The organism is Mesorhizobium sp. M1B.F.Ca.ET.045.04.1.1, from assembly GCF_003952465.1.
In the GTDB taxonomy this organism is placed as follows: domain Bacteria; phylum Pseudomonadota; class Alphaproteobacteria; order Rhizobiales; family Rhizobiaceae; genus Mesorhizobium; species Mesorhizobium shonense.
Genome location: NZ_CP034448.1, coordinates 1,058,859 through 1,071,410, shown reverse-complemented (window position 1 = coordinate 1,071,410; position 12,552 = coordinate 1,058,859). Strand labels below are relative to the sequence as shown.

13 protein-coding genes and 1 pseudogene are annotated in these 12,552 nt (G+C 63.9%); 7 read left to right on the top strand and 7 right to left on the bottom strand.

Annotated features, from left to right (window positions below; all coding sequences use genetic code 11):
• Positions 1-11: 11 nt before the first annotated feature.
• From EJ071_RS05285 to EJ071_RS05270, 4 genes are all read left to right on the top strand, one after another.
• Positions 12-671, top strand: coding sequence for a septation protein A (locus EJ071_RS05285; RefSeq protein WP_126097132.1), 660 nt, complete (start codon positions 12-14; stop codon positions 669-671).
• An 86-nt stretch (positions 672-757) separates the two neighbouring features.
• Entirely contained in the window at positions 758-1,378 is a 621-nt protein-coding gene (locus EJ071_RS05280; protein ID WP_126097131.1) for a pyridoxamine 5'-phosphate oxidase family protein, read from the top strand.
• 35 nt (positions 1,379-1,413) lie between these two features.
• Entirely contained in the window at positions 1,414-1,950 is a 537-nt protein-coding gene (locus EJ071_RS05275; RefSeq protein WP_126097130.1) for an NADPH-dependent FMN reductase, read from the top strand.
• Between the two features lie 425 nt (positions 1,951-2,375).
• Positions 2,376-3,317 carry an IS110 family transposase gene (locus tag EJ071_RS05270; protein ID WP_126097127.1) on the top strand — a complete coding sequence of 314 codons (942 nt, stop codon included), beginning with the start codon at positions 2,376-2,378 and terminating at the stop codon, positions 3,315-3,317.
• A 42-nt stretch (positions 3,318-3,359) separates the two neighbouring features.
• On the opposite strand, the gene EJ071_RS05265 is transcribed toward EJ071_RS05270, so the two are convergent.
• Entirely contained in the window at positions 3,360-4,277 is a 918-nt protein-coding gene (locus EJ071_RS05265; protein ID WP_126097129.1) for an SMP-30/gluconolactonase/LRE family protein, read from the bottom strand.
• A 269-nt stretch (positions 4,278-4,546) separates the two neighbouring features.
• Between EJ071_RS05265 and EJ071_RS05260 the strand changes: the two genes are divergently transcribed.
• The gene (locus tag EJ071_RS05260) at positions 4,547-4,714 is read left to right on the top strand and encodes a hypothetical protein (RefSeq protein WP_126097128.1); all 168 of its coding nucleotides are present in this window, start codon (positions 4,547-4,549) and stop codon (positions 4,712-4,714) included.
• A gap of 31 nt (positions 4,715-4,745) precedes the next feature.
• Here the strand turns inward: EJ071_RS05260 and EJ071_RS05255 are convergent, their stop codons facing one another.
• The 6 genes from EJ071_RS05255 to ccmA form a co-directional block, all read right to left on the bottom strand.
• A complete protein-coding gene (locus tag EJ071_RS05255; protein WP_126097127.1) occupies positions 4,746-5,687 on the bottom strand; it encodes an IS110 family transposase in 942 nt (313 codons plus the stop codon).
• A gap of 401 nt (positions 5,688-6,088) precedes the next feature.
• Positions 6,089-6,667 (bottom strand): DsbE family thiol:disulfide interchange protein, encoded by a 579-nt coding sequence (locus tag EJ071_RS05250; RefSeq protein WP_126097126.1) that lies wholly within the window; start codon positions 6,665-6,667, stop codon positions 6,089-6,091.
• Positions 6,664-6,837, bottom strand: coding sequence for a heme exporter protein CcmD (ccmD, locus tag EJ071_RS05245; RefSeq protein WP_126097125.1), 174 nt, complete (start codon positions 6,835-6,837; stop codon positions 6,664-6,666). Before ccmD ends, EJ071_RS05250 begins: the two co-directional genes overlap by 4 nt.
• Before the next feature lie 81 nt (positions 6,838-6,918).
• Complete coding sequence (locus EJ071_RS05240) at positions 6,919-7,302, bottom strand: Imm50 family immunity protein (RefSeq protein WP_126097124.1); 384 nt, start codon at positions 7,300-7,302, stop codon at positions 6,919-6,921.
• On the bottom strand, positions 7,302-7,967 hold the full coding sequence (ccmB, locus tag EJ071_RS05235) for a heme exporter protein CcmB (RefSeq protein ID WP_126097123.1): 666 nt from the start codon (positions 7,965-7,967) through the stop codon (positions 7,302-7,304). Before ccmB ends, EJ071_RS05240 begins: the two co-directional genes overlap by 1 nt.
• 192 nt (positions 7,968-8,159) lie before the next feature.
• The gene (gene ccmA, locus EJ071_RS05225) at positions 8,160-8,768 is read right to left on the bottom strand and encodes a heme ABC exporter ATP-binding protein CcmA (protein WP_126097122.1); all 609 of its coding nucleotides are present in this window, start codon (positions 8,766-8,768) and stop codon (positions 8,160-8,162) included.
• A 284-nt stretch (positions 8,769-9,052) separates the two neighbouring features.
• Between ccmA and EJ071_RS05220 the strand changes: the two are divergent.
• Positions 9,053-9,453: pseudogene (locus EJ071_RS05220) on the top strand (aconitase family protein); the annotation flags it as partial.
• A gap of 179 nt (positions 9,454-9,632) precedes the next feature.
• The gene (acnA, locus tag EJ071_RS05215; protein WP_126097121.1) at positions 9,633-12,269 is read left to right on the top strand and encodes an aconitate hydratase AcnA; all 2,637 of its coding nucleotides are present in this window, start codon (positions 9,633-9,635) and stop codon (positions 12,267-12,269) included.
• Positions 12,270-12,552: the final 283 nt, after the last annotated feature.

Sequence of the window (12,552 nt, the reverse complement as noted above, 5' to 3'; positions counted from 1 at the left end):
GAAGGACTTTTATGAACATCCTCGAACGCGACCCGTCCGATCCGCGCCGCAAGCCGCTCAATCCCGGCCTGAAGTTCCTGCTCGAGCTGGGACCCGGCCTGGTATTCTTCTTCACCACCATCCGCGGTGAGTGGCTGGCCCAAAAATTCCCGGTCCTCACCCATCTCGGCGAGCCGATCCTGATCGCCACCGCATTCTTCATGGTCGCGACGGCCTTGTCGCTCAGCGCGTCCTGGGCGCTGACGCGCAGCCTGCCACTGATGCCGCTGGTCTCGGCGATCGTCGTCTTCGTGTTCGGCGCGCTCGCCTTGTACCTGCAGGACAAGACTTTCGCCTTCATGAAGCCGACCATCATCAATTCGCTGTTCGGCGTCGCGCTGCTCGGAGGGCTGGCGTTCGGCAGGTCGCTGCTGGGCTACGTCTTCGATTCAGCCTTCCAGCTCGATGCCGAAGGCTGGCGCAAGCTGACCTTTCGGTGGGGACTTTTCTTCCTGTTCCTGGCCGTGCTCAACGAGGTTGTCTGGCGCAATTTCTCGGAGGCGACCTGGCTTTATTTCAAGGTCTGGGGCACGATTCCCATCACCTTGCTCTTCACCTTCAGCCAGATGCCGCTGATCATGCGCCACTCGCTGGAGGACAAGACGGGCGGGGAAGAGAAGGCCGGCAAGTAGAGCAATTCCAGGAAAAGTGTGTAGCGGTTGGGCTCGGCGACTTCGCCGTAGCCTTCCGTCCGGAATTGCGTCAAAGGGAGAAGGTCATGATATTCCTCACCACGCGCGACGAGCTGAGGAATATCTATAAGACGCCCCGGCCGACCGACGGCTCGATCCGCAAGGAATTGAAGGCGCTCGACGGCCACTGCCGCTCCTTCATCGGCAAGAGCCCCTTCGTGCTGATCGGCTCTTCCGACGGCGCCGGCAATGCCGATGTGACGCCGAAAGGCGACAAGCCCGGCTTCACCGCCATCCTCGACAGCAGCACCATCGCCATCCCCGACCGGCCAGGCAACAACCGGCTGGACACGCTGGAAAACATCATCCGCAATCCGTCGGTCGGGCTGCTGTTCCTAATTCCCGGCATGAATGAGACGCTGCACGTCAATGGCGATGCCCGCATCACCGTCGATGCCGGCCTGCGCGAGCGCCTGGCTGTCGACGGCAAGGAGCCGCAAAGCGTCATCGTGGTGACGGTCAAGGCCGCCTATATGCACTGCGCCAAGGCTTTCATGCGTTCGGATTTGTGGAAGCCGGAAACCTGGTACGACCGCGCGAGCCTGCCGACGCTCGGCCAGATCATCCGCGACCAGCTGGCTCTGGCCGAGAGCGCCGGCGAAATCGACCGCGAGCTCGACGACGCTTACAGGCAGACCATGTGGTAGACTTCCTCGGGCACGATTCGCCCGAGCTTCCACCCTTGCTGAACCTTCTCGCCATCTCCGGCAGCCTGCGTGCCGCCTCGACCAATTCGGCCCTTGTCGCAGCACTCGCCGCCAACGCGCCCGCGGATTGCCGCGTCACCATCTATGACGGGCTCGGCCGGCTGCCGATCTTCAACCCGGACGACGAGGGCGAGCGAACGCCGCGCGATGCAAGTGACCTGATCGACGCCGTCACCCGCGCCGACGGCGTCATCGTCTCCTGTCCGGAATATGCCCATGGCGTGCCCGGCGGCATGAAGAACGCGCTCGACTGGCTGGTGTCGCGCGATGCCGCGGTCGGCAAGCCGGCGATGCTGGTGCATGCCTCGCCACGCTCGCTCTATGCCCGTGCAGCGCTCGCCGAGATCATGCGCACCATGTCCTTCGCGCTTTATGAAGAGACCGCGCTCGAGGTCGCGCTGCTCGGCAAGAAGCCGCCGGAGATCGGGGCGATCCTGGCGGAGCCGGCCAACCAGCAGGCGATGCGCGAGGCGGTGAAGGCTTTCGCAGGCTTCATCCGCAGGCAAACCTAGCTTCGTCATTCTAGGGCGGAGCAAGGAGCGTAGCGACGCGGCGCAGACCCTAGAATCCATGCCGTGACGGTCGAGCTATGCTACGGTGCAGACCTTGGCACCGAACACCGACATCGGAGACCTTGTTCTGCACCGCATCAATCTTCGGCAGACGTAACGGCATGGATCCCAGGGTCTCCGCGACGTCGCTTCGCGACTGCTTCGCCCTAGGATTGTTTGAGAAGGATCGGGTAGTTTGGCGGCCGGGACTGCAGGCCCATCACAGCCAGCAGTCCCGGCGGCAGGCGACCGTCCTAAGGACCGGGTAACACCCGACGTCATCATGGTCCCTGCCGTCTTTGTCCGCCATCGCTTGGAGAGTTGATTGGCCGCTGGCCTGAGCCACGCCCGCAAACAATCCGAAGCCTTTTAAGGATACCACCAGCATGGCCTTCTTGCACCACCAGCCGCAGCTGTGCCTCGGCTTCGACATCGCCAAGGACACCATCACCGTCGCCGACGGCACCACCACCCGCACCATAGCCAATCAGCGGCGTGCAATCCGTGCCCTCCTCAAGCGCTACAAACACATCGACCTTGTCGTGTGCGAGCCGACCGGAGGTCATGAGACGCTGCTGCTCGAGGAGTGCCTGCGCGCCGGCATCGCCTGCCACCGCGCCGACACGCTCAAGGTCAAAAGCTTCATCCGCTCCTTCGGCACCCACGGCAAGAGCGACGCCATCGATGCCGGCATGCTTTCTGCCTACGGCCGTGAGCGCTGGGAGAAGCTGTGCCTGTGGCAGGCTCCGGATGCCGATGAGACACGCCTACGCGCCTTGGTTCGCCGCCGCCAGGAGCTCATGGCCTTCAGGGGTGCTGAGAAGAACCGCCTCAAGGCCCCCGGCGGCCGCGGGCTCGCTGCCTCCTTCAAGGCGATGATCAAAGCCGTCGACAATCAGATCAAGACCATCGAGGCCGACATCCGCGAACTGATCGCCAACAGCCGCACCCTCAAGCACCGGGCAGCCATATGCACGGCCATGGACAATCTCGGCCCGATCATGGCGGCCAAGCTGCTGGCCAGCTTGCCCGAGCTCGGCTCCCTGACCCGCCGCAAGGCTGCAGCCCTTGCAGGGCTCGCGCCTCATCCAAACGACAGCGGCCAAAAACACGGCTACCGCAAAATCCGTGGCGGACGCCCTGACGTCAGAACCATGCTCTACATGCCGGCCCTGTGCGCCGCAGCCGGAAAGGGCGAGTTCGCAGCCTTCTACAAACGCCTGCGCGCCAACGGCAAAAAGCCTATGGTGGCCATCGCCGCCGTCATGCGAAAGATCGTCGTCACCCTAAATGCCAGGCTCCGGGACGCCATGATTCCTCAGAGTTGATGACGAAGTGGAGAGGCTTCGCCCTCCGGCGCCGGCTACAACTCAATACGTCTTCGCCCCGTTCACCATCAGCCAGACCACGTAGAGCGAGGTGGTGCCGCAGATGTAGAGGCGGTTGCGCTTGGGACCGCCGAAGACGCAGTTGGCGACGACTTCCGGCACCTTGACCTTGCCGATCAGCGTGCCGTCCGGGTCGTAGCAGTGGATGCCATCGGCGGCACTCGTCCAGATGCGACCGGCCTCGTCCAGCCTGAACCCGTCGAACAGGCCGGCCGTGCAATCGGCGAAGACCTTGCCGCCCGAGATCTTCTTGCCGGCCTTGCCGACATTGAAGACGCGGATATGGGCCGGGTTCTTGGCGCCATGGGTGCGGCCCGTATCGGCGACATAGAGCAGGCTTTCGTCAAGCGAGAAGGCGAGCCCGTTGGGCCTGACCATGTCGGTGATGACGGCGTCGATCTCGCCGGTGCCGGGATCGACCCGGTAGACATTGCAGGCGCCGATCTCGCTCTCGGCATGATCGCCTTCATAATCGCTGTCGATGCCGTAGGCGGGATCGGTGAACCAGATCGAACCGTCGGAGCGGACCACGACATCGTTGGGCGAATTGAGCCGCTTGCCGCGCCATTTGTCGGCGATGGTGGTGACAGAACCGTCATGCTCGGTGCGGCTGACGCGGCGGCCCGAATGCTCGCAGGTGACAAGCCGGCCCTGCCGGTCGACCGTATTGCCGTTGGAATTGCCGGACGGCTGACGGAACACGCTGACGCTGCCGTCGGTCTCGTCGTAGCGCAGCATGCGGTTGTTGGGGATGTCGGACCAGACGAGGTAACGGCCGGCGGCGAACCAGGCCGGGCCTTCCGCCCACCGGCACCCGGTGAACAGCGTCTCCACTCGCTCATTGGCGTTGACCAGCCGCGCAAAACGCGGATCGAGAACTTCATAGTCGGCGGCCGTCATGCTTTTCCTCCAGCGTCAGTCCGCCGCGATCAAGCCAGCCGACGGGCGATCTGGCAAGATCGAGGATGATTGCTTCACCGTATCTTGTGTCTGGCCGCAGAACCTGCCGGCCTACATGCTGGGTAACCGCCGGTTAACCGGCTATGCGCTGGCTGCAATGGTGCATTGCAACATCTTTCTTTTGCAATGCACCATTCCTATGTCATGCTCACAATCGATCAGGGAGGAACAAACCCGCCGCGTGAATGCGGCAGCAAAGGAACCTCGTCATGATCTTCGACAACCTCGTCACCCGCGCCCGCACCAACATCGCCAAGCGCCGCCAGTACAATCGTCTCGTCGCCGAAATCGAGAACCTGTCGAGCCGCGATCTCGCCGATCTGCGCGCCGACCGCTCCGAGATGCTCTACCAGGTCCACAAGCAGATCTACGGCTGAGCGACAGGCCGCTCGGCCGGCCACTTCGTCATCAACTCTGAGGAATCATGGCGTCCCGGAGCCTGGCATTTAGGGTGACGACGATCTTTCGCATGACGGCGGCGATGGCCACCATAGGCTTTTTGCCGTTGGCGCGCAGGCGTTTGTAGAAGGCTGCGAACTCGCCCTTTCCGGCTGCGGCGCACAGGGCCGGCATGTAGAGCATGGTTCTGACGTCAGGGCGTCCGCCACGGATTTTGCGGTAGCCGTGTTTTTGGCCGCTGTCGTTTGGATGAGGCGCGAGCCCTGCAAGGGCTGCAGCCTTGCGGCGGGTCAGGGAGCCGAGCTCGGGCAAGCTGGCCAGCAGCTTGGCCGCCATGATCGGGCCGAGATTGTCCATGGCCGTGCATATGGCTGCCCGGTGCTTGAGGGTGCGGCTGTTGGCGATCAGTTCGCGGATGTCGGCCTCGATGGTCTTGATCTGATTGTCGACGGCTTTGATCATCGCCTTGAAGGAGGCAGCGAGCCCGCGGCCGCCGGGGGCCTTGAGGCGGTTCTTCTCAGCACCCCTGAAGGCCATGAGCTCCTGGCGGCGGCGAACCAAGGCGCGTAGGCGTGTCTCATCGGCATCCGGAGCCTGCCACAGGCACAGCTTCTCCCAGCGCTCACGGCCGTAGGCAGAAAGCATGCCGGCATCGATGGCGTCGCTCTTGCCGTGGGTGCCGAAGGAGCGGATGAAGCTTTTGACCTTGAGCGTGTCGGCGCGGTGGCAGGCGATGCCGGCGCGCAGGCACTCCTCGAGCAGCAGCGTCTCATGACCTCCGGTCGGCTCGCACACGACAAGGTCGATGTGTTTGTAGCGCTTGAGGAGGGCACGGATTGCACGCCGCTGATTGGCTATGGTGCGGGTGGTGGTGCCGTCGGCGACGGTGATGGTGTCCTTGGCGATGTCGAAGCCGAGGCACAGCTGCGGCTGGTGGTGCAAGAAGGCCATGCTGGTGGTATCCTTAAAAGGCTTCGGATTGTTTGCGGGCGTGGCTCAGGCCAGCGGCCAATCAACTCTCCAAGCGATGGCGGACAAAGACGGCAGGGACCATGATGACGTCGGGTGTTACCCGGTCCTTAGGACGGTCGCCTGCCGCCGGGACTGCTGGCTGTGATGGGCCTGCAGTCCCGGCCGCCAAACTACCCGATCCTTCTCAAACAATCCTCGGGCTTGACCCGAGGATCCATTCCGTGACTTCCGAGCGTCACGGCGATGCAGGACGCGCGCGCAAAAGCGCCAATTCTGGACCGCCGCATCCTTCGGCCAATGTAACGGAATGGATTCTAGGGTCTGCGCCGCGTCGCTTCGCTCCTTGCTCCGCCCTAGAATGACGACGTAAGGGGGTCGCCTTAACCAGGTGCCGCCAGCGCTTTCTCGATCTGCGGCAACAGCAGGTCCCTCGCCGATTCCGGCGTCAGCGGCCCGACATGCTTGTAGGCAATCTTGCCGTCCTTGCCGACGACGAAGGTCTCCGGCACGCCGTAGACGCCCCAGTCGATCGCCGCGCGGCCGGCCGGATCGACGCCGATCGCCTGGTAGGGATTGCCGAGATCGCCGAGGAAACGACGGGCATTTTCCGGCTCGTCCTTGTAGTTCAGCGCGGCAAGCGTGAAGCGCTTGTCCTGCGCCAGCGCCAGCAGCACCGGATGCTCTTCCCGGCACGGCGCGCACCATGACGCGAAGACGTTGACCAGCGTCACCTTGCCGACGAAGGATCTTGACTCCAGCCCCGGCAGGTTCGCGCCTTCGAGCGGCGGCAGGTTGGTCTGCGGCGCCGGCAGCCCGATCAGGGCCGAGGGGATTTCCGAGACGTCGCGGCCGGACAGAAGCTGCGACAGGAACAGCCCGGCCAGCCCAAGAAAAACCAGCAGCGGCAAAATCACGAACAGGCGGCGGCGAGGCGCCGGTGTTTGGGTCTCGCTGCTCACGGCTTCGTCGTCCCGGCCTTGTCCGAGCGGCGCCGTACGCCGGCGGCCTCGAGCGCGGCGAGCTCGCGCTTGCGCGCCCGCTGGTCGAGCAGGATCCAGCCGATCAGCCCCGCCAGCACGATCGCCGTGATGGCATAGGCCGCGGTGACATAGAGGGCGTGTGCGCTCATTTCTCGATCAATCACTTATCGCATTCTAATAGTCGTGCCGGTCTTCCGCCGCAATGAACGACGCGTGCGGCAGATTTGCGGTCACAAAGGCTGCGTCTGCAAGAACCCTGAGATGCTGCCGACGCGCATCGACTCGGATGTTAGCGATAGTCTCACTGCGCCCTCACAGGTCAGCAGGATCTTGCCTGCATCATCCCACATTCTGATCGAACTCATCCCATGGCTCTCGAATTTACGCAGACTAATTGACTCGACCGCGAGGAATTCCAATCCGAACGACACAGCATTGAACGCTCCCCATTTGGCTGGCGGCCGGTAAGGCAATACCGTCGAGATAAAGGACAGGTGCATGATTGGGCCGTCGCGGCCCATCGTGGCCGAGGTAATCTCGACGGAAGACAAATCCGGATAGTGGCCATAGATGGTTTGGAGGAAGATCGAGTTCTCGATTCTTAGCGGCCACATCAATCCGTCCCGTGACGCAGTGCCAGCGCGGCCGCCAGCGGCCCGACCACGGCAAGAAACAGCGTCAGCGCGGCAACAATGAGGAATGGCTGCAGGAACGGCGCCGGATCGGCCACCGCGCCGTAGCTCGCCGAGACGCCGAAGATCAGCACCGGGATGGTGAGCGGCAGCACCAGCACCGAGATCAAGAGCCCGCCGCGCGGCAGCGAAACCGCTACCGCCGCGCCTGCGGCTCCTATGAAGGTGATGGCCGGCGTGCCGACGAGAAGCGTCAGCGCCGTGGCGCCGATCGCAACCGGCTCCATGTTCATGAACAGGCCGAGCAAGGGCGCCGCGATCACCAGCGGCAGCACGCTGCCCATCCAGTGCGCCAGGCATTTAGTCAGCACCGTCAGCGCCAGCATGTGGCGGTCGTTGTTGAGCACGAGCAGATCGAGCGAGCCGTCCTCGCGGTCGGCCTGGAACAACCGGTCGAGCCCGAGCAGGCAGGCGAGCAGCGCGGCGATCCAGAGAATCGCCGGACCGATGCGGGATAAAAGGTTGAGGTCGGGGCCGACGCCGAACGGAATGGTGGCGATGACGGCGAGGAAGAAGATCGCGCCGATCAAAGCGCCGCCGCCGGCGCGGATGGAAAGGCGGATGTCGCGGAGGAAGAGGGCTAGCATGATTTGAGATGCCCGCGCCCAGGCACCCCCCTCTGGCCTGCCGGCCATCTCCCCCTCAAGGGGGGAGATTGGATGTCATTCCGGCCTTCGCCAATCTCCAAGGTAGCAAGGCTAGCGGAGCGCCCGAACTGCCGATCTCCCCCTTGAGGGGGAGATGTCCGGCAGGACAGAGGGGGGCGCCTCGCGCCGACATCAAATGATCTCCCCCATCCTCAACGCTTTTCCCCCCTCCAACCCCAGCGGCAGATGCGTCGCCGCCACCAAAATCCCCCCATCCGCCAAATGCCCCCTCATCAACCCCGCGAACCGCCCCTCCGACGCCTTGTCCAACCCCGCCGTCGGCTCGTCGAGCAGCCATATCGGCCGCCGGCTGACCAGTAATTTTGCGATCGACGCCCGCCGCCTCTGCCCGGTCGAAAGATAACCGAACGGCAGGTGTCCGAGTCCTCCCAGCCCGACCGTCTCCAGCGCCTCCTCCACGCTCAAAGCCGGCTCGCCCTGGAAGGCGCGCCAGAAGCTCAGGTTCTCCTCGACGCTCAGCGCCGTCTTCATCGCGTTGAGATGGCCGAGATAATGCGAGGCTGAAGTGACCGAGGGAAACGCTTCGCCGCCGCCCTCGATCTTTACCTTTCCGTCGCTCGCCGGCAGCAGGCCGGCGATGATTCTCAGAAGCGTCGATTTGCCGGCGCCGTTCGGCCCGGTCACGACGAGCGCCTCACCCTTTTCGAGCGCGAAGCCGATGCCGGAAAAGACCGTTTCGCCGCCGCGCTCGCCGCCCAGATTTTCGGCGATCAGCCGCATCCTTGCCCGTCCCGAAAGCACCGTTTCGCGGCCGCCGCCGCATCGCACAAATTTGCTTTTCGACTGTCTAGAACTATTCCAGGAAATTCTCTATATGCGGTTCATCCGTGCCAGCGGTCGGCGCGGGAGAAGAGTTAGCGCCGAACCAGCGCACGCGCCGCCTTGAACGGCTCGGGTTGCTTGGGAGCGGACAGCGGAAATGGCCGTACCCGCACCTTTGCGCGTGATTGCATGCCATCGGCGTCCGTTCCCTTTCAGGCTGAACAGACAAGGACGGATCGCACGTGTCAAAATCCCTCGACAGTTTCAAATGCCGCCGCACCCTGACCGCGGGTGGCGTGGACTATGTCTATTTCGACCTCGCCGAGGCCGAGAAGAACGGCCTCACCGGTATCGCCCAACTGCCCTATTCGATGAAGGTGCTGCTGGAGAACCTGCTTCGTAATGAAGACGGCCGCTCCGTCACCAAGGATAGCATCCAGGCGGTCGCCGCCTGGCTGAGCGATAAGGGCACCGCCGGCGTCGAGATCGCCTATCGGCCGGCCCGCGTGCTGATGCAGGATTTCACCGGCGTGCCGGCCGTGGTCGATCTCGCAGCCATGCGCGATGGCATCAAGGCGCTCGGCGGCGACCCGGAAAGATCAATCCGCTGGTGCCGGTCGACCTCGTCATCGACCACTCCGTCCGACGGTCCACCCGGCCTCGCCGCAGTCGCTCGAAGCGCACGGAGCGCTACAGCCGATGGCCGCCCTTCCGCCCCGCGTGTCGCCACGGCTCGCCAATCATGAGCGCAACGGTGACGCCCTCGACAAGTTTCCTGAAATGCCGGGCCGCAGGCCCTGATCCGCGCACTGCGCGGGTGGCGTGGACTATGTCTATTTCGACCTCGCCGAGGCCGAGAAGAACGGCCTCACCGGTATCGCCCAACTGCCCTATTCGATGAAGGTGCTGCTGGAGAACCTGCTTCGTAATGAAGACGGCCGCTCCGTCACCAAGGATAGCATCCAGGCGGTCGCCGCCTGGCTGAGCGATAAGGGCACCGCCGGCGTCGAGATCGCCTATCGGCCGGCCCGCGTGCTGATGCAGGATTTCACCGGCGTGCCGGCCGTGGTCGATCTCGCAGCCATGCGCGATGGCATCAAGGCGCTCGGCGGCGACCCGGAAAAGATCAATCCGCTGGTGCCGGTCGACCTCGTCATCGACCACTCCGTCATCGTCGACGAGTTCGGCACGCCGATGGCCTTCGCCCGCAATGTCGAGCTCGAATATGAGCGCAACGAGGAGCGCTACAAGTTCCTGAAATGGGGCCAGCAGGCCTTCCGCAACTTCCGCGTCGTGCCGCCCGGCACCGGCATCTGCCACCAGGTCAACCTCGAATATCTCGGACAGGTGGTGTGGACCAACAATGAGGATGGCGAGACCACCGCTTATCCCGACACCTGCGTCGGCACCGATTCGCACACCACCATGATCAACGGCCTCGGCGTGCTCGGCTGGGGCGTCGGCGGCATCGAGGCCGAGGCCGCGATGCTCGGCCAGCCGGTCTCCATGCTGCTGCCGGAAGTCATCGGCTTCCGCCTCACCGGCAAGCTGAAGGAAGGCGTCACCGCCACCGACCTGGTGCTCACCGTCACCCAGATGCTGCGCAAGAAGGGCGTCGTCGGCAAGTTCGTCGAGTTCTTCGGTCCCGGCCTTTCCAACATGACGCTGGCCGACCGCGCCACCATCGGCAACATGGCACCGGAATATGGCGCCACCTGCGGCTTCTTCCCCGTCGACAGCGAGACCATCCGCTATCTGACGATGTCCGGCCGCGAGGAGGGCCGCATCGCGCTGGTCGAGGCCTATTCGAAGGCGCAAGGCATGTGGCGCGACGCAGGTTCCGCCGATCCGGTCTTCACCGACCTGCTCGAGCTCGACCTCGGCGACGTGGTGCCGTCGATGGCCGGCCCGAAGCGTCCCGAGGGCCGCGTCGCCCTGCAGGACATTCCCGCCGGCTTCGCCAAGGCGATGGAAACCGAATACAAGAAAGCCGCCGAAATCTCCAAGCGCTATGCGGTGGAAGGCGCCCCCTACGACCTCGGCCATGGCGACGTCGTCATCGCCGCCATCACCTCCTGCACCAACACCTCGAACCCGAGCGTGCTGATCGGCGCCGGCCTTTTGGCCCGCAACGCCAACCGGCGCGGTCTCAAGCAGAAGCCGTGGGTGAAAACCTCGCTGGCGCCGGGAAGCCAGGTGGTCGCCGAATACCTGGAGAAATCCGGACTGCAGAAGGAACTCGATCAGATCGGCTTCAACCTGGTCGGCTTCGGCTGCACCACCTGCATCGGCAATTCGGGCCCGCTGCCGGGGCCGATCTCCAAGACCATCAACGATAAGGGCCTGATCGCCGCCGCGGTCTTGTCCGGCAACCGCAACTTCGAAGGCCGCGTCTCGCCCGACGTGCAGGCGAACTACCTCGCCTCGCCGCCGCTGGTGGTGGCGCATGCGCTGGCAGGCACCGTCACCAAGGACCTCACCACCGAGCCGCTGGGCGAGGGCAGCGACGGCAAGCCGGTCTATCTCAAGGACATCTGGCCGACCTCGGCCGAGATCCAGGAGTTCATCGAGAAGAACGTCACGCGCGAGCTTTTCGCCCGCAAATATGCCGACGTTTTCAAGGGCGACGCCTACTGGCAGAAGGTCAAGGCGCCGGAAGGCCAGACCTATGCCTGGGACGACGGCTCGACCTATGTGCAGAACCCGCCTTATTTCGCCGGCATGGGCCGCAGCTTCGGCAAGGTCGGCGACATCAAGGGCGCGCGCGTGCTGGGTCTCTTCGGCGACAAGATCACCACCGACCACATCTCGCCGGCGGGTTCGATCAAGGCCGCTTCGCCGGCCGGCAAGTACCTCACCGAGCATGGCGTCGGCGTTGCCGACTTCAACCAGTACGGCACGCGGCGCGGCAATCATGAGGTGATGATGCGCGGCACCTTCGCCAACATCCGCATCCGCAACCACATGCTGGGCGAGAACGGCCGCGAGGGCGGCTACACGATCCACTATCCCTCGAAGGAGGAGATGTCGATCTACGACGCGGCGATGGAATACAAGCAGGAACGCGTGCCGCTGGTCATCTTCGCCGGCGTCGAATACGGCAACGGCTCCTCGCGCGACTGGGCGGCCAAGGGAACGAATCTCCTCGGCGTCCGCGCGGTCATCGCCCAGTCCTTCGAACGCATCCACCGTTCGAACCTGGTCGGCATGGGCGTCATCCCCTTCGTCTTCGAGGACGGCGCCTCATGGGCGTCCCTCAACCTCAAGGGCGACGAGCTGGTCGAGATCGACGGCCTGGCTTCGATCAAGCCGCGCCAGAAGATGGTGGCCAAGGTCACCTATGGCGACGGCACGGTGAAGAACGTGCCGATCGTCTGCCGCATCGATACGCTGGACGAGCTCGACTACTTCAAGAACGGCGGCATCCTGCAATACGTCCTGCGCGATCTCGCTGCGTAGCAGCGAGGCAGTAGGCGGTAGGGCTTAGGCAGTAGGGAAAGACCCCCTACTGCCTACTGCCTACTGGCTAATCAAACCACCGCCCGCCAAGCATTAGCCGGCCCGCCTGAAGTCCTGATCCGGTTGGCTCGCAATAGAGATCGGCCGGCATCAGGAGAGTTTACCACACGGTGGTGATGCGGTTTCGAAATCGAACCGCCTCGAAAAATGCAGTGGCCTCTCCTGCCGTCGCCTTACCTGCGGTCGCGACGAAAATTTCACCGCAACGTGACTTCCCGTTGAC